At 42.0% G+C, this 26,155-nt stretch carries 26 protein-coding genes and 3 pseudogenes; 6 read left to right on the forward strand and 23 right to left on the reverse strand.

The features are described from left to right. Window positions 1-33 precede the first annotated feature (33 nt). Window positions 34-669, reverse strand: a complete 636-nt coding sequence (locus L3V33_RS17980) for a LysE family translocator (RefSeq protein WP_102567533.1) — start codon at window positions 667-669, stop codon at window positions 34-36. Window positions 670-982: 313 nt separating this feature from the next. Between L3V33_RS17980 and L3V33_RS17985 the strand changes: the two genes are divergently transcribed. Next, window positions 983-2,455, forward strand: a complete 1,473-nt coding sequence (locus tag L3V33_RS17985; protein WP_237290957.1) for a carboxypeptidase M32 — start codon at window positions 983-985, stop codon at window positions 2,453-2,455. 150 nt (window positions 2,456-2,605) lie between these two features. Here the strand turns inward: L3V33_RS17985 and L3V33_RS17990 are convergent, their stop codons facing one another. Together L3V33_RS17990 and L3V33_RS17995 are read right to left on the reverse strand one after the other, a co-directional pair. Then, entirely contained in the window at window positions 2,606-3,607 is a 1,002-nt protein-coding gene (locus L3V33_RS17990) for a metal-dependent hydrolase (RefSeq protein ID WP_237290958.1), read from the reverse strand. A gap of 226 nt (window positions 3,608-3,833) precedes the next feature. Next, complete coding sequence (locus L3V33_RS17995; protein ID WP_237290959.1) at window positions 3,834-4,643, reverse strand: sulfite exporter TauE/SafE family protein; 810 nt, start codon at window positions 4,641-4,643, stop codon at window positions 3,834-3,836. A gap of 343 nt (window positions 4,644-4,986) precedes the next feature. Between L3V33_RS17995 and L3V33_RS18000 the strand changes: the two genes are divergently transcribed. Together L3V33_RS18000 and L3V33_RS18005 are read left to right on the forward strand one after the other, a co-directional pair. Further along, on the forward strand, window positions 4,987-5,964 hold the full coding sequence (locus tag L3V33_RS18000) for a DUF1852 domain-containing protein (protein WP_237290960.1): 978 nt from the start codon (window positions 4,987-4,989) through the stop codon (window positions 5,962-5,964). Window positions 5,965-6,009: 45 nt separating this feature from the next. Beyond that, a complete protein-coding gene (locus L3V33_RS18005; RefSeq protein WP_017082702.1) occupies window positions 6,010-7,038 on the forward strand; it encodes a methionine synthase in 1,029 nt (342 codons plus the stop codon). Window positions 7,039-7,140: 102 nt separating this feature from the next. On the opposite strand, the gene L3V33_RS18010 is transcribed toward L3V33_RS18005, so the two are convergent. Then, a complete protein-coding gene (locus L3V33_RS18010) occupies window positions 7,141-7,578 on the reverse strand; it encodes a MarR family transcriptional regulator (protein WP_017072718.1) in 438 nt (145 codons plus the stop codon). Between the two features lie 84 nt (window positions 7,579-7,662). On the opposite strand from L3V33_RS18010, the gene L3V33_RS18015 reads away from it, so the two are divergent. Next, window positions 7,663-8,109, forward strand: a complete 447-nt coding sequence (locus tag L3V33_RS18015; RefSeq protein WP_102552579.1) for a hypothetical protein — start codon at window positions 7,663-7,665, stop codon at window positions 8,107-8,109. Window positions 8,110-8,153: 44 nt separating this feature from the next. On the opposite strand, the gene L3V33_RS18020 is transcribed toward L3V33_RS18015, so the two are convergent. The 9 genes and pseudogenes from L3V33_RS18020 to L3V33_RS18060 form a co-directional block, all read right to left on the reverse strand. Further along, window positions 8,154-8,636 (reverse strand): tetratricopeptide repeat protein, encoded by a 483-nt coding sequence (locus L3V33_RS18020; RefSeq protein WP_054547662.1) that lies wholly within the window; start codon window positions 8,634-8,636, stop codon window positions 8,154-8,156. A 21-nt stretch (window positions 8,637-8,657) separates the two neighbouring features. Further along, window positions 8,658-9,209, reverse strand: coding sequence for a class IV adenylate cyclase (gene cyaB, locus L3V33_RS18025; RefSeq protein ID WP_237290961.1), 552 nt, complete (start codon window positions 9,207-9,209; stop codon window positions 8,658-8,660). An 89-nt stretch (window positions 9,210-9,298) separates the two neighbouring features. Then, window positions 9,299-9,691: a hypothetical protein gene (locus tag L3V33_RS18030; protein ID WP_237290962.1), complete on the reverse strand. Its 393-nt coding sequence runs from the start codon at window positions 9,689-9,691 to the stop codon at window positions 9,299-9,301. Beyond that, window positions 9,684-9,815, reverse strand: a pseudogene (locus tag L3V33_RS18035) (GNAT family N-acetyltransferase); the annotation flags it as partial. The gene L3V33_RS18030 and the pseudogene L3V33_RS18035, both read right to left, overlap by 8 nt. 70 nt (window positions 9,816-9,885) lie before the next feature. Further along, window positions 9,886-10,470, reverse strand: coding sequence for a DUF1294 domain-containing protein (locus L3V33_RS18040; protein ID WP_237290963.1), 585 nt, complete (start codon window positions 10,468-10,470; stop codon window positions 9,886-9,888). 165 nt (window positions 10,471-10,635) lie between these two features. Next, complete coding sequence (locus tag L3V33_RS18045; RefSeq protein WP_267136881.1) at window positions 10,636-10,989, reverse strand: YkgJ family cysteine cluster protein; 354 nt, start codon at window positions 10,987-10,989, stop codon at window positions 10,636-10,638. A gap of 236 nt (window positions 10,990-11,225) precedes the next feature. Next, window positions 11,226-11,687: an RDD family protein gene (locus L3V33_RS18050; RefSeq protein WP_237290964.1), complete on the reverse strand. Its 462-nt coding sequence runs from the start codon at window positions 11,685-11,687 to the stop codon at window positions 11,226-11,228. Between the two features lie 146 nt (window positions 11,688-11,833). Continuing rightward, complete coding sequence (locus L3V33_RS18055; protein ID WP_054547655.1) at window positions 11,834-12,460, reverse strand: LysE family translocator; 627 nt, start codon at window positions 12,458-12,460, stop codon at window positions 11,834-11,836. 365 nt (window positions 12,461-12,825) lie between these two features. Then, window positions 12,826-13,119 (reverse strand): annotated as a pseudogene (locus L3V33_RS18060) (NUDIX hydrolase); the annotation flags it as partial. 9 nt (window positions 13,120-13,128) lie between these two features. On the opposite strand from L3V33_RS18060, the pseudogene L3V33_RS18065 reads away from it, so the two are divergent. Further along, window positions 13,129-13,463, forward strand: a pseudogene (locus tag L3V33_RS18065) (transposase); the annotation flags it as partial. Window positions 13,464-13,617: 154 nt separating this feature from the next. On the opposite strand, the gene L3V33_RS18070 reads toward L3V33_RS18065, so the two are convergent. The 10 genes from L3V33_RS18070 to L3V33_RS18115 form a co-directional block, all read right to left on the reverse strand. Beyond that, window positions 13,618-14,091 carry a response regulator gene (locus L3V33_RS18070; RefSeq protein WP_010438444.1) on the reverse strand — a complete coding sequence of 158 codons (474 nt, stop codon included), beginning with the start codon at window positions 14,089-14,091 and terminating at the stop codon, window positions 13,618-13,620. Then, a complete protein-coding gene (locus tag L3V33_RS18075) occupies window positions 14,078-15,433 on the reverse strand; it encodes an ATP-binding protein (protein WP_237290965.1) in 1,356 nt (451 codons plus the stop codon). The genes L3V33_RS18070 and L3V33_RS18075 overlap by 14 nt, the downstream gene beginning before the upstream one ends. Before the next feature lie 6 nt (window positions 15,434-15,439). Beyond that, complete coding sequence (locus L3V33_RS18080; protein ID WP_237290966.1) at window positions 15,440-16,858, reverse strand: SLC13 family permease; 1,419 nt, start codon at window positions 16,856-16,858, stop codon at window positions 15,440-15,442. A 413-nt stretch (window positions 16,859-17,271) separates the two neighbouring features. Further along, window positions 17,272-18,162 (reverse strand): hypothetical protein, encoded by an 891-nt coding sequence (locus tag L3V33_RS18085; protein ID WP_237290967.1) that lies wholly within the window; start codon window positions 18,160-18,162, stop codon window positions 17,272-17,274. Window positions 18,163-18,208: 46 nt separating this feature from the next. Beyond that, window positions 18,209-18,607 (reverse strand): NUDIX hydrolase, encoded by a 399-nt coding sequence (locus L3V33_RS18090; RefSeq protein ID WP_237290968.1) that lies wholly within the window; start codon window positions 18,605-18,607, stop codon window positions 18,209-18,211. A 98-nt stretch (window positions 18,608-18,705) separates the two neighbouring features. After that, complete coding sequence (locus tag L3V33_RS18095; RefSeq protein ID WP_237290969.1) at window positions 18,706-20,022, reverse strand: MATE family Na+-driven efflux transporter; 1,317 nt, start codon at window positions 20,020-20,022, stop codon at window positions 18,706-18,708. 265 nt (window positions 20,023-20,287) lie between these two features. After that, window positions 20,288-20,596: a hypothetical protein gene (locus tag L3V33_RS18100; RefSeq protein ID WP_237290970.1), complete on the reverse strand. Its 309-nt coding sequence runs from the start codon at window positions 20,594-20,596 to the stop codon at window positions 20,288-20,290. A gap of 115 nt (window positions 20,597-20,711) precedes the next feature. Continuing rightward, window positions 20,712-21,293, reverse strand: coding sequence for a hypothetical protein (locus tag L3V33_RS18105; RefSeq protein WP_237290971.1), 582 nt, complete (start codon window positions 21,291-21,293; stop codon window positions 20,712-20,714). A gap of 65 nt (window positions 21,294-21,358) precedes the next feature. Then, complete coding sequence (locus tag L3V33_RS18110; protein WP_065204747.1) at window positions 21,359-21,874, reverse strand: hypothetical protein; 516 nt, start codon at window positions 21,872-21,874, stop codon at window positions 21,359-21,361. 113 nt (window positions 21,875-21,987) lie between these two features. Then, window positions 21,988-23,412: a hypothetical protein gene (locus tag L3V33_RS18115; protein WP_237290972.1), complete on the reverse strand. Its 1,425-nt coding sequence runs from the start codon at window positions 23,410-23,412 to the stop codon at window positions 21,988-21,990. Window positions 23,413-24,034: 622 nt separating this feature from the next. On the opposite strand from L3V33_RS18115, the gene L3V33_RS18120 reads away from it, so the two are divergent. Then, window positions 24,035-25,858 (forward strand): M4 family metallopeptidase, encoded by a 1,824-nt coding sequence (locus L3V33_RS18120; protein WP_237290973.1) that lies wholly within the window; start codon window positions 24,035-24,037, stop codon window positions 25,856-25,858. Window positions 25,859-26,155 lie beyond the last annotated feature (297 nt).

The raw sequence follows: 26,155 nt of genomic DNA on the forward strand, positions 1-26,155 counted from the left end.
ACTCTCAATAACCTATACCCAAAACGGTTCAGGTTATACTGGCTCTTCCATCAGAAGCTTAACACCTAGCCCCACCAGCACCATACCCGTCACACCTTCCATCCACTTCATAAAACTCGCGTTCTTGAGCAAGTTTTTAGCTGAGTTAAGTGCCCCAGCCAAACCGCATTGCCACACCATCGCAATCATAAAGTGGACCGAAGCCATCAACATAGATTGCAATAAAGGCGAACCTTCAGGGTTTACAAATTGAGGTAAAAAGGCCAAATAGAAAACCGCTGTTTTGGGGTTAAGAACGTTAGACAAGAAGCCTTCACGCAAAGAACGCTTTGCACTGTATGCTTGCTGAACTTGTTCACCAACCTTCAAACCGCCACCGTTTTTCATCAACGCTCGCAAACTGCTTAAGCCAAGCCAGATGAGGTAAACCGCACCCACCATCTTAACGGCTTGAAAGAGTTCAGCAGACTGGGCAAGAATTGCAGAAATCCCTACAGCAGAGAAAAAGGCGTGTACATAGAGGCCGCTACAAATACCAAAGCTGGTCATTATACCGTCAGATAAGCCCGAGCGGCTCGTGTTGCGAATCACCAAAGCCGTATCTAAGCCCGGCGTTAGTGTTAAAATAGTGATGGCAATTAGAAATGCCTCAAAGTTCAAAATATCCATATTATTGTCATTGTTGTTCAGCGATCTATCATCAATACCGCTTATCTGAACAATTCGCAAGCAACAATTGCCATTTGCTATACAAGTCACTGATTTTGTGCACAATGGAACAGTTTGATTTGTTAAGAAATAGTAAATTCTAGGCATCGTACTGCCTCATGCTTTTATCGCTATATCTTCTATCGCTGTATCTTCAACTACGAAGTACTGCGTCATTAAAAAGCAGAGCCATAATCAAAGTACACGAGAGATGAACCTTAAAGCTGACGCTGTCCTAAGGATCATTTAAAGAAACCAAATTAAGAGTAGTCAAATGAGCGCATTCAAAAAACTAGTCGAGCACTCTCAAAAATGTTCACGCTTTCAACACCTCGCCTCTATTTGTGGTTGGGACCAAGCTTCAATGATGCCTGCCGGTGGTAACCAAGCTCGTAGTGAAGCGATGGCCGAACTTTCGGTTCATATTCACGGGTTGATGACGCAACCACAGCTTGGCGATTGGATTTCAGACGCTGAAAACGAAGCGCTAAATGGCGAGCAACAATCGTCTTTGCGTGAAATTAAACGCCAATGGCAACAAGCTAATCTACTTCCAGAAAAACTGGTTGAAGCGAAATCTCTAGCAGGTTCAAAATGTGAACATGCATGGCGAAGCCAACGTGGTAACAACGACTGGGTTGGGTTCGAAAAGAACTGGCGTGAAGTGGTTGAGCTATCTCGTGAAGAAGCGCAGATCCGCGCCGATGCAGCGAACCTAACGCCTTATGATGCCATGCTGGATATCTATGAACCGGGAACGAGCTCTGCTTCGCTTGACACCCTGTTTGCAGACGTTAAAACTTGGCTACCAAGCCTGATTGACGAAGTGATCGAAAAGCAATCGAGCGAGCAATTTAACGCACCATCGGGTATCTATTCGACCGAGAAACAGAAAGCACTGGGTTTAGAAGTCATGAAGCTGCTTCAGTTCGATTTTGAACACGGCCGACTAGATGAAAGTGTTCACCCATTCTGTGGCGGCGTGCCTTCAGACGTGCGCATCACAACCCGATACGACGAAGCGGAGTTCGTTCAGAGCTTAATGGGTATCGTGCACGAAACTGGGCACGCGCGTTACGAACAAGGCTTACCAAAGCACTTAGCTGGGCAGCCAGCGGGTGAAGCTCGTTCTATGGGTATTCATGAATCTCAATCTTTATTTTTTGAAATGCAAGTTGGTCGCAGCGACCCATTCATCGGGCACTTAGCAAACCTAGCGGGCCAACAGTTCTCTGGTTCAGAGTTTGGACAAAAGAACTTCCAGAAGATCTACACTCGTGTGAAGAAAGACTTCATCCGTGTCGATGCTGATGAGCTGACCTACCCTGCACACGTTATCTTACGTTACGAAATTGAACGTGATTTGATCAATGGAAAGATCAAACACACCGACGTTCCAGAGTTATGGAATACTAAGATGCAGTCATACCTTGGCTTAAACACTCAAGGCAATTTCACTAATGGCTGCATGCAGGATATTCACTGGACAGACGGCGCATTCGGTTACTTCCCATCTTACACACTAGGTGCGATGTACGCGGCTCAGTTCATGGCTTCAATGAAGAAAACGGTAGACGTGAACGCTGTAATTGAAAGTGGCGACCTATCACCTATCTTCACTTGGTTAGAATCGAATATTTGGAGTAAAGGTAGCCTGCTTAACACCGATGACTTGGTGAAAGACGCAACGGGCGAAACCTTGAACGCGCAATACTTCAAAGACCATCTAAGAAGCCGTTATTTATAGTTTTCTAACAAAGAGTATTCTCAAAAAGAGCGTTCTAACAATGAACTCTCTAGCAAAGAGTGTTCTAGCAAAGAAAGCTAGGTAATAGCCGAATAAAAAAGGCTGAGCAGGTTATCTGACTCAGCCTTTTTACTCTTCAGATCTAGAGCATTAATCGCCCATAAGAATACCGAAGAAGATCTGTCTCGACTCAGGTGTGTTGTCTCTATGAGTTTCGTATTTTACATGCGTGTTTGCATCAACTGCTTTTGATAGCTTGATGCTCCAAAGCGCTTTCATTTGGTTCGGTACAATTGAATATCGGACATCGATAATACGCAGATCGTCTGTTGGGTCCTGAGCAATATAACCATTCGAGAACCAGCGGAAACGTTCAATGTCTTTGGCTTGTTGAGAATCAAGGTCAAGCCAAGGTAAATCCCTGCCAACGCTCAGCTTAGCGATCGACTCTCCGGGATACGTGCTTACCGATGTACCAACCCGCACTGCGTCTACATGATAATGAGCCTCTGTTTCGTACACTACTTTCCAAACCAATATGTTAGCAAAGCTCGGTTTTGCCTCTAATCGAATCGGCGTGTGTTGTCTTTCTTCCGCTAATTGCCACCCAATCGCCTCTGCCCTATCTCGCTGAATCATCCCTAATGTTGGGTAAACCAAAGCCCAAGCAAATGCGACACGTGCTAGCCAAGGTGCTCGTTTCAACGTTGCAAACACAAGTAAAATTAAGATGGGAAGCGTATAAACAGGATCGATTATTGATATGGTATTCCAAGCAAAACGCGCGTTGGTCAAAGGCCAAAGTAACTGCGTGCCATAAGTGGTACAAGCGTCTAACAGTGCATGAGTGCCGTAACCTAGAGTACAAAACAGCCAGCTTTGTTTGAAAGAAAGCCCGCGCCTTTTTGCAATGAGATGATGCAAAACCAAGGCACAGATCAAACTGCCAATGGGGATAAAGAAGAGTGAATGGGTAAATTGTCGATGAAACTCCAAAGCCAACAAAGGATCAGTCTGTGACTTAATCAGTGCATCTAAATCTGGAGCCAATCCAGAGAGTAGACCTAATACCCCAGCGACAACCAAGTTCTGTTTTTTGCTTGCCGACTGTGACAAAGAAGCGCCTAACACGCCCTGCGTTAAAGGATCCATAAACCACTCATTGATAGCATTCCGTTGAATCAAACAAGATACATTTAGCTATAGCAGTGAATCGTTCATAACTAAAAAGTTTTATCAATATACTCATCTACATAGCTGTAAAAGCATAGACCGATTAACAAAAAAAGAGCAGTTATGAAACTGCCCTTTTCTAATTATTGGTGGTTGATCAATTTATTCGTTTTTGCGCTATATATTCATACTTAACGATCTTTAATTAACGCGCCACCATGCTTGCTGCAATAACCACCAACAGTACTGAGAAGATTTTCTTAATCGTTGGAACCGGTAAATGGTTGGTTGCTTTTGCACCTAACGGAGCCGTAAACCAAGAAGTGCACACGATACCCAGCAACGCAGGTAGATAAACAAAACCAGCAAAACCGTCAGTTAGAGCAAAGTGGCTGCTGCCCGAACTGATATAGCCGATTGAACCAAATAACGCGATGACAATGCCACAAGCAGACGCACAACCGATGGCCTTTTTCATATTGACAGAGAAAAACGTCAACAGCGGAACCAGTAATGCACCACCACCAATGCCAATCATCGCAGACAAACCGCCCGTGATCGTTGTCAAGACGGTTAAGATGCCCTTATTTGGCAGTTTTCTTTCTTTAGGCGCGTCGTTTTTGCTGCTTAAGAACATCTTTATTGCGATAAGAACCACACTCACTGCAAACACAATACGAACAACTTTTTCTGGCAACAAAGCCGCCATAAAGCCACTAACTAATGCGCCAAGAGCAACACCGAGCATGATCCAAGGCGCCAGATCCCAAGGCACGTTTCCATTCTTGTGGTGAGCAAGTGCAGAAGAAGTTGAGGTGAACAGTATCGATGCCAACGAGGTAGCGATGGCCGCAACAACCACTTGATCCGCAGGTAGAATCTCTAAGTGAAGTAAAATGCTGCTTAGCACCGGAACAATGATCAGCCCTCCGCCAATCCCCAAAAGCCCGGCAAGAAAACCAACACCACTGCCTAATAATGCACAGTATAAAATCAACAACAGCAATTCACTCATTTCATCCATCTCTTAATTAAATTAATCGTCTTAAATAACACACTATTAATGTGGTTATATTTCCATCAAGCTAATTAATATAACTGACACCGGCTTAAATATTCAAACAGAATAGATCATGAATATTCCTCATGTTCAATGTGAAGCAATACCATTGTTAATGGTGAACCTATCAACGTATAAAAACCTTAAGCGATTAACTTTATACGACATTAATTCTGCTAAGCATTAATGTCAGACAGCATAGCCTTCGATTCTTAATCCGGTCACAAGCAAAAAATAAAAGCCGTTTTAATACTAAAGACCGAGAGAATCAGAAAACAAATTGGGATACCAAATCAGCATGAATAAAGAATTTAATTTTACGATTAAGAGCATTAGCCTCGACGAAAACTACCAGCCTGCAGACAGCACGCGTATCACAACCAACTTTGCTAACCTGGCTCGCGGTGACAGCCGTCAAGCGAACTTACGTAATGCACTACAAATGATCGATAACAGTTTCAACGCGTTAGCACACTGGGACAACCCTAAGGGCGACCGTTACTCTGTTGAGCTTGAAATCATTTCTGTTGATATGGACATTGAAAGCAACGGCGAAGCATTCCCTTCAATTGAAGTGCTGAAAACCAATATTCTGGACCGTAAAACCAACGAACGTATTGAAGGTATTATCGGAAATAACTTTTCTTCCTATGTACGAGATTATGACTTTAGCGTACTTCTGTTGGATCATAATAAAGGCCAAGATAAATTCAGCATTCCAGAAGATTTTGGTGATTTACACGGCAAGCTTTTTAAATATTTCGTTAACTCTGACGCTTACAAAAAGAACTTTAATAAACCACCTGTTATTTGCTTAAGTGTGTCAGATAATAAAACCTATTACCGCACTGAAAACCAACACCCAGTATTAGGTTTTGAATACCAACCGAATGAGTCTTCTTTAACTGAGCAATATTTCAAAAAGATGGGCTTACAGGTTCGTTATTTCATGCCGCCAAACAGTGTTGCGCCTTTGGCTTTCTATTTCTTTGGTGATCTGCTGAACGATTACTCTAACCTCGAGCTTATCAGCACCATCAGCACCATGGGTACGTTCCAGAAAATCTACCGACCTGAGATTTACAACGCGAACGCGGTTGCGGGCAACTGTTACCAACCAAACTTGAAAAACTTGGATCACTCGCTAACTCAAATCGTGTACGACCGTGAAGAGCGAGGCCAGCTAGCGGTTGAGCAAGGTAAGTTCGCAGAAGAGAATTTCATTAAGCCATACCAATCAGTTCTCGATAACTGGTCGGAAAATTACGCACTTTAATCGCCTATTGCGCGCTCAAATCACCCAAGGATAGGCAGTATTATTATGAAAACACTATTACCGACTTCAACAGCGGGCAGTTTGCCGAAACCGTCTTGGCTTGCACAACCAGAGACGCTTTGGTCGCCATGGAAACTTCAAGGCGACGAACTCACAGACGGCAAACAAGATGCGCTGCGTGTGTCTCTGCACGAGCAGCAGCAAGCAGGCATTGATATTGTGAGTGACGGTGAGCAAACACGTCAGCACTTTGTAACGACCTTCATTGAACACTTGAATGGCGTTGATTTTGAAAAGCGTGAAACCGTTAAAATCCGCGACCGTTACGATGCAAGTGTACCTACAGTAGTTGGCCCTGTTTCTCGTCAGAAATCCGTGTTTGTTGAAGATGCGAAATTCTTACGTCAGCAAACCGACCAACCGATCAAATGGGCTCTGCCGGGGCCTATGACCATGATTGATACGCTTTACGATGCGCATTACCAAAGCCGTGAAAAACTGGCGTGGGAATTTGCGAAGATCCTCAACGAAGAAGCGAAAGAGTTAGAAGCTGCAGGCGTTGATATTATTCAGTTCGATGAACCTGCGTTTAACGTGTTTTTTGATGAAGTGAATGATTGGGGCATCGCGTGCTTAGAAAGAGCCATTGAAGGGCTTAAGTGCGAAACTGCAGTACATATTTGTTATGGCTACGGCATCAAAGCGAATACCGATTGGAAAAAGACGTTAGGCACAGAGTGGCGCCAATACGAAGAGGTATTTCCTAAGCTGCAGCAATCGAATATCGATATTATCTCTTTAGAGTGCCACAACTCTCATGTACCACTTGAGCTACTAGAACTGGTTCGAGGAAAAAAAGTGATGGTCGGTGCGATCGATGTAGCTACCGATTCCATTGAAACTCCGGAAGAAGTGGCCAACACTCTGCGAGAAACACTTAAGTATGTTGATGCAGACAAACTCTACCCTTGCACTAACTGCGGCATGGCACCCCTGCCTCGCGAAATTGCCTCAGCGAAGCTTAATGCGCTAAGTGCAGGAGCAGAGATCGTTCGTAAAGAGCTTTCAGCTTAACGCTTCCCCAACGAACAAAACTATGCTCTGAAGCCTAAGTATCACATTGATGCTTAGGCTTTCGTACTCTTCTCAACTGCCATTCTCTATTTATCTATTTATCTATTTATCTAAGAAGGTAGCCATCTTCTTCAGAGTGATTAGCGCCTTATCAAGCTCGTCTCTTTCAATGCCTTCAGCGCCACTTTCAGCCCATACTTCCTGTTTTTTATCTAATAGCGAATACGCTTCCTTGCCCTTTTCAGTCATGTTAACCAACTTTGCTTTTTTGTGATTCGGGTTATCAAGCCAAGTTAGCAGGCCATCTTTCACCATGATGTCGGTAACACGCTGAGTCGCTTGTCTGCTTTGCCCCATAATACGAGCAATTTGAGAAACCGTGACCAAATCATCCGACTTTTCGATCGCACCCATCACCTTCCATCTGGCACTGCTTAACCCTAACTCTTCGGTTAATTTGTCACCCTCAGCATTCAATAGACCACTGACCTTAAAGATCTCAAGTGCGATCTTTGTGAAAACTTCTCCATTCGTATCCATAACACTCACTTTGACAACATACTGTCATTAAATTAAACTTAAACCAAGTTGACAACATGTTACCAAATTAAAGGCGCAAATGATATGAAACCAATAATCCACAGAACAGCAGCATTAATAGCAACACTGTGCGTCGCGACATTCTTTACCAGCACATTGCTTGTAGAACTGTTTGGCACTTTGGAATCAGTGAAGCTAGTCAAGTCGATGATCGTTTTTCCCGGCTTGTTTATTCTTGTCCCAGCCATTGCTATCACAGGTGCGACCGGCGCAGCCATGGCAAAACAACGTAAAGGGAAAATAGTTGAGCGTAAAAGTAAACGCATGCCAATTATCGCATTCAACGGGATCGTTATTTTGATTCCGGCCGCGTACTTTTTGAATCAATGGGCAAGTTTAGGAGAGTTCGACTCAGTGTTTTATGGCGTTCAGGTTTTAGAACTGATAGCAGGCGCGACCAACCTAACACTGATGTCTTTGAATATTATGGACGGTAGAAAGTTTCGCCCTAAGAAGGTAAAACAAGGCTAAGACCATCATGTTTAAGCAAACAGATGAGCTTTATACGCGGCTGTTTACCAGGTTTTATCTAGGTCTTGAGCATATAAAGAGATCGCTCGTTGGTACTCTTTGATCGCTTCACTATTAGTCGTGGAAACCAAAAGCTCAAGTAACAGCGATGTCGCCTCTTTATGGCGACCTAAATTGTACAAGCACATTGCGTAAAAAGGTTTCACTTCTATCGAGTCAGGATACTCAGCCATAGCCTGTTCGAAATAGCTTAAAGCCTCTGCATAAAGGCCAAGGCTTCGATAAGTACTCGCCAAACCAAACAGCGCATCAAAACGCTCTACTGAAGAAAGCACACCAGACAGAGACAACACATAGTGCTCTATGGCCTGTTGCTCTTTACCTTGGTTGTCGTAAGACCACGCAATCTGTAAATGTGCTTTCGCTGCATAACTTTTATCGCTTAGCAGCGTCGCCAATAAGTCACGAGACTCTTGATACTTTTCTTCTTTTCGCAATTCGATTGCTTGTTTGATAATCGTATCCATACTTCCCTCTGAAACGCTTTGCTATGCGAGTATTTCTTCAAACATTTGCTTATATGATTTAGTCTGTAACGCAGATCGCCTTAGCCCAAATTGACTCGCCAATAACTCAAGTTCATCTTTATAAGCGGATAGCTTAGACTCATCATTCGTCATGATTGCAAACTCAGCAAAATCACCGATACCCGCAAGAGAATCGACCGTGATATGGAACTCTCCAACAAAGTAAATACTGCGAGTTTTCTGCGCTTTAAGAATCACATCGTATCCCAAGTTCTCTAGCATGCTCTTGGCATTCGTCGCATCGGTGATATTTGTCGCTTCGCATCGATCAGGCTCAGGGCCTTTTACAATCCATAACTTGATGCCCGACGGCTCCATAGTACGAATACACAAGCTTTTGTTGTGAGCCTGTAAGTTTCTATCAGGGCTATCGAAATACCAATCGCATTCTAGGTTGTCTTGCAGCATTACTTCATGAGGAATTAGGTTCAAAGTTTTTAAGAACTCAGACTTAGAGCTAAGTCGATACTTCAGCTCAACCTCATATTTGCCTTTGAAATGGTCGTTGGTCATAAGATAGCTCAGTGCAAAAAAGGCGATACTAGCACACGAACCGAATACGAAATATAAACTGACGCACAACACAAACTAAAGCCGTGGAACTATGTTCGACACGCTAACACACGCTTCCACTCATCTTGGCTCATTGCGCCTTTAGAAAGGTAAATATTGTGTTTCTGCATTGCACCTTTCGTGTATGAAAGTTTGATGAATGAGCCAATTTCCAACGGAAGAAAGCTGCGCTGTAAAGTCACATCACAAGCAACTCCATTTAAACGTACGTGACCGTTCGTGATTTCAAATGAGCTATCGCGAAGCTTCCACCACAACATTAGAATTTTTATTAGTGGAGGAACACAAATTATCAGCCCTATGGTTAGTAGCAATGAACGATCACCGTCTGATATCCAATAGACAAGACCTAATGCAATAACAATAAACAGCAACTCTGAAAATAAGTATTTAACAAAATTTAATTGGATACGGTTATCCATGACACCCTCTCAATAATGTTCCTAAAGGCAGCTCCATTTCAACGAGCCCTTTAACTTCAGAAACCTTTGCAAAATCTTTTGCTTGATAAAGCTTAATCGCGGGGTTCTCACTAAACACTCGTAAATGACCTTATTGCTCACTTACCTAGGTATATCCAACCCTACTAGCTCGCTTGGAAACAGTTAAACGCGAGTTAAAGTCTACTCAGAATGCTGTTTATAAAACTGACTTCAGCGCCTGTAAGTAACCATATAAAACCACAAATATTTAGTATGATGGTAACCCATAGAACAAATTTGAAGGGCTGCTTACTCGACTTATGCCGTAACTGGAATTGCGCCAACAACGCACCAGGCCACCCTCCGAATAATGAAAGCAAGTGAAGGGTTTTCTCTGGTGTCCTCCAATTTCCCTTTTGGGCTGCTTGCTTATCCCAAGAAAACATCAGGTAAGTAAATAGACTCAAAACTAAATATGCGGGGATTAGTATCAATAACCCATCAAAAACAACTATCGACGCGCTTGCCGCTACCAAAAAGCTAAAACCAAACAATACTGTAAATGGAAAGCCATTTGCCCCTTCAATCACAACATTTCGGGCATTGAATCGGCCTTTACTATCTTCCTTTACTTCAAAAGTCACGTTGTCATGTAACGCGGGGCGGCGTCTTGAATTCTTAACAGACGATGCATGAATAAATACTTTAAGCTCTCCTCCTAGGGAGGAAATAAAACCGTAACCTTTGTCATCATTCCATTCGATGATTTTACCTTTCATGATCGACCTTCGTATTTAATATCTATCGATTAGCGCTTTATTAAATCGCCGTTAACAGCACTATTTCCACACAAAGCCACCGTAAGCACGAAACTACAAATGCTATTAAGTGAGCTATCTTTAATGCTTACGTGATTGTGTGTGCTCTGCTGGCTATTGAGCCAACTACACTAAAATTTGGCGAGTGTTCCTGATGAAGTAATGCACCTGACGTTCAATTTTTAAGTCGACCATCTCTGTTGGACGACACCCATTTGGGCATGCCATACGAGGTGTTGTACCAAACAATCGACAAATTAATGGTCGCTCTTCATATACCTCACAGCCATTGGGGCCTAAATGCACACAGTTATATTCATCTAAGGCAGCTTCATGTTCCGCGTCAGACTTCACTGGTAGCCGCGACATTTCTTCAGAAGAAGTCGTTACTGGCCCACAACAATCATGACAGCCCTTAACGCATTCAAAAACTGGAATACTCTCGCGGAGGTATGTAATTATTTCTCTATTATTGTTCATCAATATCTTCTTCTCATGTAATGCGCGATCATTATAGAGCAATACATAATTCGCTAGAAGTTGAGAACTAACCTAAATCTAAGGCACCGCGGTCTGGCGAAGTCATCAGGACCACTACGTATGCAAATCGTCGGTACGTATGCAGAACGCAGAACAATAGTTATACCAATTACATCAAACCAAGTTGGAACAACAAAACATCATGCATTAACTATCAGTTGGAATTATTCTTAAGCTCACTTTCCAAACTTTACGGGTTCAATGCCCTTATTTGTAGGCCTAACAACGACTGTATTGGCAATTAAATCATGCCAACCTTGTTTCTTTCCGCTAAACGCAATCCAAACAAAGCCAAAACACAGTGGAAGAATACTTACGTAATACGCAAGGTACCTTAAAATTGATTTGCCCGTAGAAAGTGCCTCTCCGGTCTCCGCATTCACAACTTGAAGCTTCAAAGCAATTTTGCCTGGAGTGCCCGATCGATAAACCCAGAATATAACCGTTGCGATAAAAGGGAACACCCAATTTAACAACATATCCCAACCGCCTAAGATGAACTCATCTGAATCAAAATAGTAGTCACCATATACCCAATACAATAAAGGCATAGTCACAAGCAAGAACAGGAAGGTATCAATCAACGCAGCTCCTAATCGCACCCAAAAGCCTGCATACTCTAATTGCTCATTGTCCATAAAATATCCTATCTATTTTGTTTAAATCACATTGCAGCCGAGCGCTCTGTTGAATTGTGATTACGACTACCAACTAAAACGATTGGCACCCAAAGTAAAAATGCCAAACGTTGTGAATCTTACCAAATCAATGCCTAGCGCACAGATTATCGCTGCTTCATAAACGCCACAGCTAACCCAGAAGAGACGAATGTAATACCTGCACCAATATTCAACCCTGATACTAACTTAGGCTTATTCCTGAACCACTCTGATAATTGAGACGAGAAAACACCCATTAAGCTAAAACCAACTGCCGTTAATAAAGCAAACCAAACGCCATAACCGATCATTTGAGTTGTCACTGACCCTAAGTTTGGGTTTACAAATTGAGGTACAAAAGCAAGAACAAACATACCTGGCTTTGGATTAAGCGCGGCAGATAGAAAACCCGTAGAAAAGATGACTTTTAGAGGCTGTTTTTTCGCTGGTTCTAATGTGAACAAATTTCTCGTACGAAGCACTTTCACACCCAACCAAATTAGGTAAGCTGCGCCAACGAGTTTGACAACGTAAAACGCTACTTCAGATGTTTGAATGAGAAGGGTAAGCCCAAAGGTCGCGGCAACGACATGAAATAGAATACCCACCCCAGAAGACATACCTGACATTATTGCTGCCAATCGGCCTTGGCTTAAACCTCGACCTATAGCAAGCAAATTATCAGGCCCCGGCGAGATAACTAGCAGTAAACAAGCCAGCGTGTAAGTAACAAATATATCTAATGGAAACATAAAACCTCCTTGTAGTATGGCTCTTAGTGCTAACGTCACGTTAGTTAGTGAGAGACACATCCACATCAACTGTTTCATCGTACACACAAAAATCGACTGAGACGTGAGCCCGTATTACGCAAGCACGACGAGTTAGCCTATTATGAATCCAGCCTCACTTCAAAACATATATATCGGCGTTAATGTGGTAAGTCCCAGTTAGATATTCACATCCGTCCACCAGACTTATTTTTACTCAATAGAACAAGTACAAACTGCGAATCGCTCACGTTAGCCGAAGGTCGCTTGTCATGTTTCCTCCGTGAAACCAACGATGAATAAAGATGGTGGTGATATGACTGACGTATTTGAGAAGCAAACTGGCTCAAATGGTGCTCTATAAACTCGATATCTGCGCGATAAAAATCATCAAGAGAAATAGCTGAGGGCTCTAGCCAATAGAAAGTTTGCTGTCTTTCTGCTTCGACCATTTTAGGCTCATCATTCTGATCCGTATTCAAAACCACATAATGAATCTCACCACCGACGTTATTCAGAGCTTGATGAGTACCGAGCAGTTGTAAATCTTCAAGATCCGTTTCTTCCCACAATTCTCTAATTGCAGCTTGGCTACCCGACTCACCGGAATCAACTGAACCTCTAGGGAATTCAAAAACCATACCTTGACCATGCCTAAACCTCGTAACAAAACGACCTACTGGAAGCAATACAACCAATCACTCATTAACCGCGGATCTCTGACCGTTTGGATTAGTGAAGAAGCGAGTGGGTGCAAAGCAAACATAATAAGCACGGGAGGCCACGTCGGTTCAGTGATTTAGCTATCACGACTGCGCTCATGGTGAAGCGAGTTTTTTCTATGCCACTGAGAGCGCTGCAAGGATTTATCGACTCGATATTTAGACTTGCCAATGTTCCATTAAGTTGTCCACATTACACCAGCATCAGTCGTAGAACCAAGCAGGTTGAGGTCTCATTTAAGACTAAAATGAGAGGAGCAATATATGCACCGAAAGATTACGTCTTTCAAAGACAAACTCCTTCAGAAAGCTTCCTTCGGTGCATATAATTTCAAGCGACTGACATAAATGACTAGCGCAAGAAACTAACGTAAATGGCTAACGCAAGAGACTAACGTAAGAAACTAGCGTAAGAAACTAGCGTAAGCGTCTCAACACAACCTGTTGGTCGAGCTCATTTTGATAGTCAGTGTAATCAAGCCCTTGATCAAATATGTACTCAGTGACAAGAGTACGAATGCATTCAACTAACGTGCTTGCTTGCCAAGGCTTTTCAAAGTAACGGTCGATGCCTGCTGCATTAATCGCATTGATGGTATCAGTATGAGTAGCCTGCCCCGTAAGAAGAATTTTCTTTGTATTCGGAAAGCGGCTGTCATGGAACACGTCAGTAAGTAACTCCACGCCCGTTTTCCCTGGCATCACATGATCAGACACGATGACGGTAATGTGTTCGCCTTCTGCGTCAAGTTCATCAATGAGATCAAGCACTTCTTGCGCTGATTCACAATCTTCAATATTCAACCAACTCGCCAGCGGCTCTAAATCTTGTACCACTGCGCTCAGTACTTCTCTCTGGTCATCGACACAGATTAAATTAAGCTTCTCCATGTTCACCCTCTACTGGTAACTTGATTCTAAATACAGTTTTAGAAGCATCACTTTTCACAACGATACTTCCTCCATAACCCGCCACAATCCGCTTAACTATTGATAAACCCAAGCCCAATCCAAACGATAAACCACCTTTTTTAGTGGTGAAGTTGGGCTGAAATACCTTTCTACGAGTCACCTCGTCTATCTCAGGGCCGTTATTCGCAATCGTAACTAATATTCTTTTCTTACTTAATCTGGTTTGAATTTCTATTGCAGCATCGTCTGAATTCGACATTGCATCACAAGCATTCTTTACAATGTTGACCCAAATCTGAACGAGCTCTGTTTTCGAGCCTTTAAAAGTCGGCAAATCTGCAGGGCTCAATCGCACAGACACTCTACGTAACTCACTTTGTAACAACGATAAGGCATGGTTAATGGAGTCATTAATATCAACCGCTTCTTCGGTGTCAATATCAACTCTGCCAAGTTGTTTAACCGATTTTACGATGCCGACGGTGTGTCTAGATGCCAAACGTAAATCATGTAAATCACAGCCCATTTGCCAAAAGCGAATCGCTTCTTCTGGGTTTTTCAGCCAATGTTTTGAAATAACGTCTGTTGCAGATGAAGCGTCAATTGGAATCGCCTTCGCAAGAGAGCGAGCAATGTTTTTGTCTAAACCATATTTTCTTTCAAATTGTCGCCCACGTGTTCGTGCTTCTGACGACGACGTTTTCTGACCATGCATTAACCCAAAATCGAAAAATTGACTGGCTTCTGGATGCACTTCTTCAAGTAGCTCCATGATGACCGTTTCAAGTCGACCAGATTTACTATTTACTACACCAATAGCGTTGTTAAGCTCATGGGCAATCCCTGCAGCCAATTGACCCAAGGTCGTCATTTGCTCAGCAGTATGTAACTTCTCTAGCGCTTTTTGTTTCGCTATCGCTTCTTGTGTTGCACGGCGTTGACGACGCGACAACTCATTGACAATCACAGGTGTAAACTGTGCGGTAAGAGGGCCAAATTTACGTTCATCTTCTGCCGGCGTGTCTTTATCGATCCACGCTAACTCAACATCGGTTTTAGCAACAACCGTTGAAGACGCTGTCCAATTACCTGAAAAGAAGCTATGAACACCTATAAAAGCCCCACTACCCGCGCTAAACACTCGCACTTGCGGTGTATTCGCTTCGGAATAAAACCCTTCCAGTTCTCCACTAAACACATAATATAAACGAGTGTTTAACGCTGATTGTTCAATAATGGTGTTACCGGCACGGCACGTCACCCGACGTTCTGTCTGATTAAAATAACGATCGATAAGTGCTTCTAGCTTTTGTTGATACACGTATCGTTATCCTATGTGACCAATTGAATGTAGCACCCACACCATAACAAAACTCAGTAGCACACCAACCACACCTAAAATAATACCGATTCTGGCCATTTGATTACTTTGCACATGACCTGTGGCATGAGCCAACGCATTCGGTGGCGTACTGATTGGCAACGACATACCTAATGAAGCGGCAAAAGTCACAACCAGAATTAACGTTAACTCACCGCCGAGTGGCGTGAGTGAAGCCATAGACGAACCTAATGCAGCCATAATTGGCATTAACAAGTTAGCCGTTGCGGTATGAGACATAAAGTTTGCCATTACCAAACACAAGAACGCTGCTCCGAACAACACCACATATGGTGAGTAAGCATCAAACGGTATGCTGTGTACCACGAGCCTTGCTAAGCCAGTTTTATCGAGAGCTAAACCAAGCGCAATACCACCTGATACAAGCCACAATACGTCCCAAGAAATTTTCTTCAGGTCTTCTTTATTGATGATCCCTGTAAGTGAGAACACAGCGACAGGAATCAGAGCGACGGTATAAGAGTTCATGCCATGGCTTGAGCCCATTAACCAAAGAATGATGGTCAGCGCAAAAGTGACGTATACCGCAATGGCTTTGGGTGTTTTGAGGAATTTACCTTTGATGCTTAGCTCGATTTTCTTTTGGTCAGCTTTGTACATAAAGCCTATCAAAAACCACGCTAACGCCATCATAATAACGACAAACGGCACACCAAATGCCATCCATTCACCGAACGTAATGAGGTTATCACCAACTAAATATTTAAGTGCGATAGCGTTCGGCGGGGTACCGATTGGGGTACCAATGCCACCGATGTTAGCGGCAACAGGGATACAAAGCGCAAACGCTATACGACCGGGGTCTTTCGGGCCAAACACAGCCAGTACCGGCGTTAAAATAGATAGCATCATTGCCGTTGTTGCTGTGTTAGACATAAACATCGAAAAGATACCAGTGATCAACATTAAGCCTAGCATCACAAACTTTGGGTCTTGTCCAAATGGCTTCAATAATACACGGGCTAAGTTTACGTCTAATCGATACTTAGTGGCGGCCATCGCTAAGAAAAAACCGCCCAAAAACAGCATGATGATTGGGCTGGCGAATGTCGCCATGATGTCGCTGTATTTTAACAACTCACCAAAATGTTCCTGCCCATGCTCAAACCTTAAAAAGATCAGCCCTTTATCCGACAACATCAACAATTGCAGAACGATAACAACAACAGACGTCGCGTAGATCGGGATGGGCTCGAACACCCAGCACAATGCCGCTAATAAAAAGATCGCGATAACGCGTTGTTGAATAATCGTAAGGCCTTCAAATGGAAACGCTGATAGCGGCATTACGAGGATAATGAAAGGAATTAAAATAGGGATAATGTATTTAATATAGGGGCGCATAGCACAAAAACTCTTCCTGAGATAACAACTACTTAGAAATTAGATTTAAAGTTCTAATTTAGATCCGACAACGAATTATCGACCTCTTATCACTATCTCACTATCGGCTAGATCAATGATTACGTAATCGCGATATCCCCTTTTTCGATTCTGTGCGCTACCTCTACGTTTGTATGTCATTTACTGTTGGAATTAAATTCCGAGAAACAAAAGGCAAACGTTCACCTTTGCGTGGGAGACCCGTAATATGTGAGCTATATTTGACACCTGACTGGTTTTCAGAAGTAAAGAGCATAGCTGCATTATCGAGTAGCTCTTTTTTCAATTTGGGATCTGATTCGCGTGTAAGTTGTACTTCTGCGCTAACTAGACTGATAACGTTGCATAAGTTAAATGCAACGTCCTAAATCAACTCACTTTTCTAACAGACGACACTGATATTCGGCAATGTGCTTTAGCTCCGATGTATGTTCAGGGAATTGTTCATGAAGAAAACACAATGCATCCGCGAGGGTTATCTGGTGTAGATTCGACGTATAACCAAAAACCAATCGGTGGATATAGTCATAGAGCTCATCTGAATTATCTGAGCTTTGACACTGCGCCAAAATAGCTTGATCAATCTCATCGTCAGGATCTTCCAAAGGGCTATTGGCCTGTCGATAGAGATTAGAAAGCATCGAGTCATATTGCTCTTTCAACAGATTTTCCTTGCAGCGCAATATCCACGTAAGCGTAATGAGGTTGTGCCCAAAGAAACCAAACTGTTTGAAGCACGCTTGTAATACACGATTGAGATCTACGGCTTCGCTTGTGTCAGGGCTTCGGTCGCCGCCAGAACGGGTCGATGTGACAAATTCAGTGAAGCGGTTAAGGAATACTGGAACTTGAGACGGCTCTAATTCACGGTAAACACAGTTCAGCGCCAATAAGATAGTCACATTGTGGGAAAGGTATTCACTTGTTTGAGAAGCCTGAGCAACGTAATACGAGAAGATATCTTGAAAGCCCTTATTCTCATGCCACTGTATTAAAGCAGCATACGCCGCTGGGTATACCCCGTTATCCAATATCCTTTGAATACGAAAATCCGTAAACGTTGGGGCTTGTAGCGTTGCAGAATACTCGCCTAAAACTTCAATCTCAGTTTGGTCTATCAGCTTACTCGTTTTAAGCCACACATTGTCTGTTTTAGCGAAATAGTTGTTAAGGTGATTTGAAGCCAAATAGGCTTTTAAAGAATGAGGTTGGTGGATGCTGGCACTGCTATAAAGTGCCTTTTCCAATAGTTGGTCGCTTGTCATGTTTCCTCCTTGAAACTAAGACCGAATAGGTTTGGTTGTTATATGACTAGCGTCTTTGAGAGGCATATCGGCTCAAATAGTTCTCTATAAACTCAATATCTGCACGATAAAAATCATCAAGAGGAATCGCTGAGGGCTCTAACCAATAGAAAGTTTGCTGCCTTTCTGCATCGACCATTTTAGGCTCTTCATTCTGATCCGCACGCAAAACTACATAATGAATTTCACCACCTAAGTCGTTCTGACCTTGATGAGTGCCGAGCAGTTGTAAATCTTTAAGACCTGTTTCTTCCCATAACTCTCTAATTGCGGCTTGGCTACGCGACTCACCGGGATCAACGGAACCTCCTGGGAACTCAAAGACCATACCTTGACCATGTCTAAAGCGCTTTTGGACGAGGATTTTCCCGTCTCTTACAACCACTGCCATAGCTATGTTTTTCATGTGAGCTTTCCTTGTATTTTAAAAAGCACTTTAAACAAAATGAACCAAGAATAAGGAATCCGCCTTAGGTATGCCGTGGTATTTGCACCAACTATTACTTAACTTAAAAGAGACTCGCACTGGCTTAGCGATTGCTGCCTCCTCAGCATTAGGTATAAAGCCCATGTAATCATTGCGTCTAGAGTTATACCCAAGCCGAACATCAATCCGATAGTTTGAAGTGTAGGAACAAATATGCCTGTTTGATAACACACAAAAGCACCACCATAAAACACACTATTAACCGCCAAAGATTGATAGAGCATGAGGTCTGTTCGACCAATACCATAGAAGTAACTGTCTATGACATTGTTGAAGCTAAACACAACATAAAATCCGACCAACAACCATACTAAATCGATAATTGGACCTGAGTTCTTAACCCCCATTACACTTGATATAAAGCCATCCCACATCGGTATTGTGATAGCCCAAGCGACAATGACCCCCACAGTTAACCAAAAGTAACCATTGATTCGTTCAATCGATAACCCTTTGTTGGTTGCAGCGTCTTGTTTCACTAACTGACCTAAAGCTAATATAGGAAGTAACAACCATCCCCAAATAAATTGATTCGCAACCCAGAACGTTCCGGCTTGTTGTACTTGGTTCACTAATTGCAAAATCATTACAATAAAAGCGGCATTACGAACAAATGACTCTAGGCCTGACTTCCACCCAATGACTACCCACTCCTTTAGCCATATATTTTGATTTCGATTACTTTGCCCAAACTTAAGAGATACACCTAATCTTATAAGATAAGTAATAGCGACTACGGCGAGTATTAAATTGACAATAATATTGCTAAAAGCGATACCATGAACGCCCAATTCAAAGGAAATTGGTAACTGGCTAACAAGTAGAGCGTCACACAAAATCGTTAGTATCATTTGTACAACTAACAACTTGTACAGAGTCTTCTTCTGATTTTTCAACACTAAAACTAACGATAAAAAGGCGTAAACACTAGAAAGTAATATAGCTAGTGATTCCAATCGGATATATTGTATCGTCGTAGTGAACAGTTCTTTTTGTTGTTGCATTGCAGTAACAAAAATTGGCGTAAACCATAGGACAACAGCAGTGACTAAAAGGTAACTGAATACTGTAATTTTTAGTCCTAGACTAACCCTCTCTTGAAATTCCCTACCATCACTTACGACCTTACCAAAGATAAATGCTAACGGAATGAATAACGCTTCATGGAGTACCTCATAACCAACATTTAACCAAGCTACTTGCGCCGCGATGCTATATGTCCAAGGGCTTTCAATACTTCCTAACAAATGAATTCTAGTTGTCGCATAAATTAAGGGAATAAAACTCGTAAGCATCAACACCAACCAGAGTTGATAATTAATATTTTTATTCATGTTTACACCCTAGAAGTTAATTTTAAACGACAAAATTTCGGATTTCAGACAAAAACATAGTGGCGTGTACAGTAGCTTCCCACGTAAATCATGCACTAATTCAATTCCACGCAATTATTACCTCCGAACTCTAGAAACACTAAAATCAACGCATAGTGAAAATGCCATGCGTTGCGAATCAATCTAAAATTTCTTTTATACGAATTTAACAGTTGACGTACTTGATTGGATTCGAGTTACCTTTCGAGAAGTAATCCGACACTGATTAACCAAGGTACTTGTCTCGCACTTCGTCACTAGCAACTTCGCCAACAAATTCCCAACGGCCATCTTTTTTACTCTCTTCCAATGAACGAGTTTGGTAAGGAGTACTTCCAGCAGGAAGCCAATTATGCACCTTATATACTTCTTTAATCTCGCCTTTATACACACTGACGGCAATTTCTAATTTTTCTCGTCGCGGCCCAATAACCCATATACCACGAGTAGCTTCATACAACGCTTCTGATGTCATTGATTCTTCAAACAAACGGTTAATTCGAATTAAAACTGCATTTTCTGTAATTTCTAACATGTTTCCCTCGATCTTCTGCATTCGTATAACGCCTGCATAACACATTTACTACCATGCAGATTAAGCTCAAAGAAACCTACAATGCCGAATGTAGCAAATCGTGTTGATGCATCTGTTATGTTCGTTGTTCTTCGAAAGTACGATATTTTTGTTCTTGTAATGTCGATAAATAAAGTGCTTTTTGATAAATAGCATTTATTGCATTATGCATTCGGTCATGTACGGAATCACTATCTGGACCAAATTCGATAAAAGGTTCCGATACTTTTAAAAAATCTTCTATTTTATGCAAGAGACCCGTTTGATCGAGGCGATGAGCTAAAAAGTTCCTAATGCTATTTAATTTTATAAAGCAATCCCATAAAGCTATTGTATCTAAACAGCTTGGGTCAGCATACGCTTTACCTGCGCTAATCAAACTATGAGTATCTTTGAATACATCTTTCAACACTTTTTGATTAGGAAAGTGGTTATAGACGTATGAACGAATTTGTTGCTCTATCAACAAATGTCCCTTTAAAACGAGTAATGTTAAATCACCATTTGAAGGCAATTTATCATGAAATTTTTCAAGATTTTCAAAATACTCCTCAGTGTAAGTTAATAACAAATAGCTAAAGTTTTTAATCTTGGCTGTATCCCCTAGAACTTTATATTTTTCCAGTTCTTCAGCCCAGTAACTTCGAGAATTATTCATAGGAACTCCTAGAACATAACGCCAAGCGTTACGAATCATTGTCGCCATAGTCGTTTGTTAGGGCTCTAACCCGCGCTCAGAATAGGCCAACCATTATTTGCACGCCACATTTCTTCACCTAGTTTAAGCATGATTTTTTCGGATGCTTTTGAAGAGGTCTTTAACTCATTTTCTAGGTAGTAAAAGCTCCAATTATATTTATACAAACAACTATAGTTCGATAGGGCTAATGCTGCGGTACCTTTATGCCCAAACGTATGCTCACGAGCTCGATCTTTGAGCTTCTTGGCCATACCTGAATAGACTGGCGTGATCCCTAATTTTGAAATAATGAGTGGTGAATCAAATAGAGATCGAGCTCTTTGACCTAAATTATAGTTCTTACACTTTTTAGTCTCACCAGCTTCATTTGCATATGTCTTGGGAGGAGCCAGAAGACCTTTAAGGATTTCTAACGGTGTATCAGTAGCTAAGAAATACCAACCAGGCTTATTTGGTATTTCAACATGCCAATCAGATTTATCAAAATCAATCTTAGCTTCAGTAAAATCTGAACTAATCAGATCCTGTAATTGTTTCATATTTGCCTCTGAGCCCTAACGCCGCATTAAGCGGACTAAAATTGTGGGTTATACTGCGGAGCGTAACCCACTGTTTTAGTTCCTTTTAAATGCCTTGTTAGCTTTTTACGTGCCTAAGATGCAGTTGCCAGTTCTTCTATTACTTCTCCCGCTTTTTTAATTAGTTGCTCATCACTAGGGAGATGAATGATATTCCGGTTTTTAGCAATATTTTGAATCATGGGTTCAAACTTATCTTTGGCAAAACCTCTACGACTACTTGCTGAAAACATGTCACGTAGGAAATCGGGGACGTCTTCTGATTTAAATTCATCAATGACTGCCTCAGCCTCCTCTTCGTTCAAAAGATAATCGAAAGCAAGTTCACCGAACACATTTTCCACGATATCCAGCATTTCTTTTGCGTCATCTTCAATAAATTCATCAAGTATTGCATTTGCGGCTGCATTTGCCGCCGTTCCACCTGCAAATGCCCCTAGAAGCCCACCAATGATACCTCCAGCCGCTGTACCTATAACAGGAATTGCAGAGCCTACAGCAGCGCCTCCCGCAGCACCTGCCATCCAACCACCTGTACCACCTGCTACTCCAGAAGCTGTCGAAGCAACATTCTTAAACAATTGAGCACCAGAGCATCGCCCTTGGAACATACGAACAAAATCAACAGAAGATATAACCAGAGTAGTAACAACACCTGTGACTATATTGCCACGTAAAAGCTTACTTACATGATTCATAGCCGCAGCACCATATATAGCATTCCCAGATCGTAAACCATTTGCGATCCACGCGGCGGCTTTAGGGCCCATTTGCTGAACGACCCAGTCAGTAGCTCCTCGTAATCCTTGTTCTATACCCGTTCGACCTAATTGGGCTGTGATAATACTACTAACCCAAGCAATGCCGCCAACTTTTAAGCCTACATAGCAAGAAGACTGTAAAGCCTTGTCCCAATCATCTCCATTCCATAAACTTACAGCAAAAGAAACTGCGGCAGAAATTCCCATTGCCGTACCGGCTAATTTAATGCCATTTACAGCGTCATAAGTTAAACTTTCAATTGTGCCAAATTTTGCGATATTTCTTACTTGTTCATAGGTGAATGTACCTTTTCTAACTAATTCCTTTGCCATTTCAGGATCTGAAACTCCAGGAACTTGCCCTTTTTTAATCCGCTCTTCCATTGATTGTATTGCTGAATCATATTTATCAGAAGGTACTTCAATTTGCATTGGCGAACCATCTGAATTTATATATCTAAACTCCCCACCTTCGAAACATTCACTTATACATTTTGAACCTGTCTTACAATATTTAGTTTGGATATTAACGCCATCGACTAGACGATCAGCACCATTTTTAGCATTATCCCCACCAATTATTTTTGCATCTTTCCCAGAAAAAACATCATGTAAATGATTGGCTTTTTCTGCCGCAAATCCATGCCCTCTGTTTGCTCCTAAAATAACATTATCTGCGTAGTTTTCTGAACTTCCTGCAACTCCTGCAGCAGTACCAATAGTTTCTTTTTTTGACATGTGGGAACATCCTTATTAATAGATGGGGAAAGCTAACAGCTATTAGACAGAAAAATTCTTTATTTAATTTTAGAGTTTTCTACCTAGTTCTTATGCAACCCATCTTAATCGACTTACTTTATTTATAACAACGACTTATCGTTATTAGTTTGTGATTGAACAAGAAAATGTAGATTTTTTCTGTCTAACGAGACTAAGTGTTAAAAAAGGTGAGATCTGTACTTAGTGGTATTGTTAAAACAAGATTGCTATTGATAATGAAGACAATATTCAACTTCCAAAACACCCAGTTATTTACAGATTTATAATTAGGATAAAAACTGATAAATATCGAAGTTAACGTAGATAAAGTTATTCTATCAAAGCAGATTTTAATAACTCCCACTTCATCATCGAGTTACGATAAATAATAAATTTTCATTTTATAAAAACAATTTGATCAATAAGAGTTTTTGTAAACTTTGAATTACATACTCTAAAAATAAATCTCCCTGATAAACTTGTCATAATTCCAAATGCTCTTCCAATCTTGATTCGCAACACATGGCACAGATGTGTTGCATATAGACTTCCTATAAAGCCGTTGGGAAGAAGGAGTTTATATTAAAATCAGGAACGAAAAATGAACCAACAACGTCAACTAAGCTGGAAAATAGCAGCTATTCTAGGTACATCTTTTGGCTTTACTGCACACGCTGCAGAAATGGTCAGAGTCGATAATGATGTATTACTACAACAAAGCCTCGTCGCTCAGTCGAAGAGTGTTGCTCCACTTGAATTAGGTTTTTCTGAAGTTAAACGGGTGGTATTGCCCAATGGAAAAACGAAAGTCCGCTATCAACAAACTCACCTAGGTTTACCCGTCTTTGATACTTCAGTCGTGGCCACCCTTTCCAAGAACCAACCCACTCAAGTGTTCGGTTCCATGGCACAAGGGATCAGTGGTGACCTATCCAGCATCGCGCCAAAGCTGAATCAAGAGCAAGCGATTGAAGCCGCACTGTCTGCTCATCGCACGTTTACTGTCGGCAAAAAGTCGATTGAAAACAAAAATGCCAAACTGATGGTGAGATTGGATGAGAACCAAGTCGCCCAAGTGGTGTATCTGGTCGATTTCTTTATCGCGTCATCTATGCCAGAGCGCCCTTTTTACTTTATTGATGCCACGACTGGTGATGTGCTCCAAAAATGGAATGGGCTAAACCACGCTAAAGCATTAGGTACTGGCCCCGGTGGCAACCTCAAAACCACTCGATATGAATATGGCAGCGACTTCCCTAGCTTTCCCATCGACAAGACAGGCACGACTTGTACGTTAGAAAATGATTCAGTTAAGACAGTCGATTTGAACAACGGAACCTCCGGCAGCGCAGCCTACAGTTACAACTGTGCCGACGGCACCAACTACACCGATCATAAATACATTAACGGGGCTTATTCGCCTCTTAACGATGCGCACTATTTTGGTAATGTCGTATTCGATATGTACAAAGAGTGGATGAACACATCGCCTTTAACGTTCCAACTGACGATGCGTGTTCATTACGGTACCGATTATGAAAATGCTTTCTGGAATGGTACATCAATGACTTTTGGAGATGGCAAAAATACCTTTTACCCATTGGTCGATATCAACGTGAGTGCTCACGAAGTCAGCCACGGCTTCACTGAGCAAAACTCCGGCCTTGTGTACCAAAACATGTCAGGCGGTATGAATGAAGCGTTCTCCGATATTGCGGGCGAAGCGGCTGAATACTACTTACGTGGCAATGTGGATTGGGTGGTCGGTAGCGATATCTTCAAATCTGAAGGTGGCTTGCGTTACTTTGATCAACCTTCAAAAGATGGTCGATCGATTGACCATGCCTCTCAATATTACGATGGTTTGAACGTTCACTTATCTAGCGGTGTTTATAACCGCGCATTTTACCTTTTAGCGAACAAGTCTGGTTGGGATGTGCGTAAAGGTTTTGAGATATTCACGGTTGCCAACCAGTTGTATTGGACGGCAAACAGTACCTTTGATGCCGGTGCTTGTGGCGTAGCGAAAGCCGCAGCAGACATGGGCTATGTGGTTGCCGATGTTGAAGATGCCTTTAACACGGTAGGCGTGAATGCGAGTTGTGGTGTAATGCCTCCAACTGGCAATGTACTGACGAAAGGCACACCGATTGCGAACCTAAGCGGGAATCAATCTTCAGAGAGCTTCTACACGTTCACTGTGGATTCTGCATCCAGCGTGACGGTTTCAATGTCTGGCGGTTCAGGCGATGCCGACCTTTACGTGAAATCGGGAAGCAAGCCAACGACATCGAGTTACGATTGTCGACCTTATCGTGCTGGAAACAATGAGCAGTGCAGTGTGAGCGCTCAGCCGGGCGTGACTTATCATGTGTTACTGCGCGGATACTCGAACTACTCAGGGCTAACATTGCGTTTAGATTGAGTTAGAACGAGCCTCTTAAACAGGTTATAAAACGAAGAACTAGCGGTTAACCGCGAAATAAAAACCTACTCACTTTGAGTAGGTTTTTTCATGAAACACCAGTGTAGTTAATAATATTGTAAATTATTTACTGATACGTTTATTAATTTATAAATATCAAGGTTACCTAGGCATTGTTTTATAAAAACAGTTTAAATTGAGATCCTGTGCTGCACAACGAAACAAAAATAACTGACTAACTTTTGAACACATTCACGTTACTGATAGGTTAATCCTTATAGGGCAAATGCTCTATTA

The sequence above is a fragment of the Vibrio sp. A2-1 genome, from assembly GCF_021728355.1.
GTDB lineage: Bacteria > Pseudomonadota > Gammaproteobacteria > Enterobacterales > Vibrionaceae > Vibrio > Vibrio splendidus_K.

Excerpts from the sequence above, each read along its gene's own strand:
- L3V33_RS17980 (WP_102567533.1), bottom strand. The coding sequence starts at position 669 with ATGGATATTTTGAACTTTGAGGCATTTCTAATTGCCATCACTATTTTA.
- L3V33_RS17985 (WP_237290957.1), top strand. The coding sequence starts at position 983 with ATGAGCGCATTCAAAAAACTAGTCGAGCACTCTCAAAAATGTTCACGC.
- L3V33_RS17990 (WP_237290958.1), bottom strand. The coding sequence starts at position 3,607 with ATGGATCCTTTAACGCAGGGCGTGTTAGGCGCTTCTTTGTCACAGTCG.
- L3V33_RS17995 (WP_237290959.1), bottom strand. The coding sequence starts at position 4,643 with ATGAGTGAATTGCTGTTGTTGATTTTATACTGTGCATTATTAGGCAGT.
- L3V33_RS18000 (WP_237290960.1), top strand. The coding sequence starts at position 4,987 with ATGAATAAAGAATTTAATTTTACGATTAAGAGCATTAGCCTCGACGAA.
- L3V33_RS18005 (WP_017082702.1), top strand. The coding sequence starts at position 6,010 with ATGAAAACACTATTACCGACTTCAACAGCGGGCAGTTTGCCGAAACCG.
- L3V33_RS18010 (WP_017072718.1), bottom strand. The coding sequence starts at position 7,578 with ATGGATACGAATGGAGAAGTTTTCACAAAGATCGCACTTGAGATCTTT.
- L3V33_RS18015 (WP_102552579.1), top strand. The coding sequence starts at position 7,663 with ATGAAACCAATAATCCACAGAACAGCAGCATTAATAGCAACACTGTGC.
- L3V33_RS18020 (WP_054547662.1), bottom strand. The coding sequence starts at position 8,636 with ATGGATACGATTATCAAACAAGCAATCGAATTGCGAAAAGAAGAAAAG.
- cyaB (WP_237290961.1), bottom strand. The coding sequence starts at position 9,209 with ATGACCAACGACCATTTCAAAGGCAAATATGAGGTTGAGCTGAAGTAT.
- L3V33_RS18030 (WP_237290962.1), bottom strand. The coding sequence starts at position 9,691 with ATGGATAACCGTATCCAATTAAATTTTGTTAAATACTTATTTTCAGAG.
- L3V33_RS18040 (WP_237290963.1), bottom strand. The coding sequence starts at position 10,470 with ATGAAAGGTAAAATCATCGAATGGAATGATGACAAAGGTTACGGTTTT.
- L3V33_RS18045 (WP_267136881.1), bottom strand. The coding sequence starts at position 10,989 with ATGAACAATAATAGAGAAATAATTACATACCTCCGCGAGAGTATTCCA.
- L3V33_RS18050 (WP_237290964.1), bottom strand. The coding sequence starts at position 11,687 with ATGGACAATGAGCAATTAGAGTATGCAGGCTTTTGGGTGCGATTAGGA.
- L3V33_RS18055 (WP_054547655.1), bottom strand. The coding sequence starts at position 12,460 with ATGTTTCCATTAGATATATTTGTTACTTACACGCTGGCTTGTTTACTG.
- L3V33_RS18070 (WP_010438444.1), bottom strand. The coding sequence starts at position 14,091 with ATGGAGAAGCTTAATTTAATCTGTGTCGATGACCAGAGAGAAGTACTG.
- L3V33_RS18080 (WP_237290966.1), bottom strand. The coding sequence starts at position 16,858 with ATGCGCCCCTATATTAAATACATTATCCCTATTTTAATTCCTTTCATT.
- L3V33_RS18085 (WP_237290967.1), bottom strand. The coding sequence starts at position 18,162 with ATGACAAGCGACCAACTATTGGAAAAGGCACTTTATAGCAGTGCCAGC.
- L3V33_RS18090 (WP_237290968.1), bottom strand. The coding sequence starts at position 18,607 with ATGAAAAACATAGCTATGGCAGTGGTTGTAAGAGACGGGAAAATCCTC.
- L3V33_RS18095 (WP_237290969.1), bottom strand. The coding sequence starts at position 20,022 with ATGAATAAAAATATTAATTATCAACTCTGGTTGGTGTTGATGCTTACG.
- L3V33_RS18100 (WP_237290970.1), bottom strand. The coding sequence starts at position 20,596 with ATGTTAGAAATTACAGAAAATGCAGTTTTAATTCGAATTAACCGTTTG.
- L3V33_RS18105 (WP_237290971.1), bottom strand. The coding sequence starts at position 21,293 with ATGAATAATTCTCGAAGTTACTGGGCTGAAGAACTGGAAAAATATAAA.
- L3V33_RS18110 (WP_065204747.1), bottom strand. The coding sequence starts at position 21,874 with ATGAAACAATTACAGGATCTGATTAGTTCAGATTTTACTGAAGCTAAG.
- L3V33_RS18115 (WP_237290972.1), bottom strand. The coding sequence starts at position 23,412 with ATGTCAAAAAAAGAAACTATTGGTACTGCTGCAGGAGTTGCAGGAAGT.
- L3V33_RS18120 (WP_237290973.1), top strand. The coding sequence starts at position 24,035 with ATGAACCAACAACGTCAACTAAGCTGGAAAATAGCAGCTATTCTAGGT.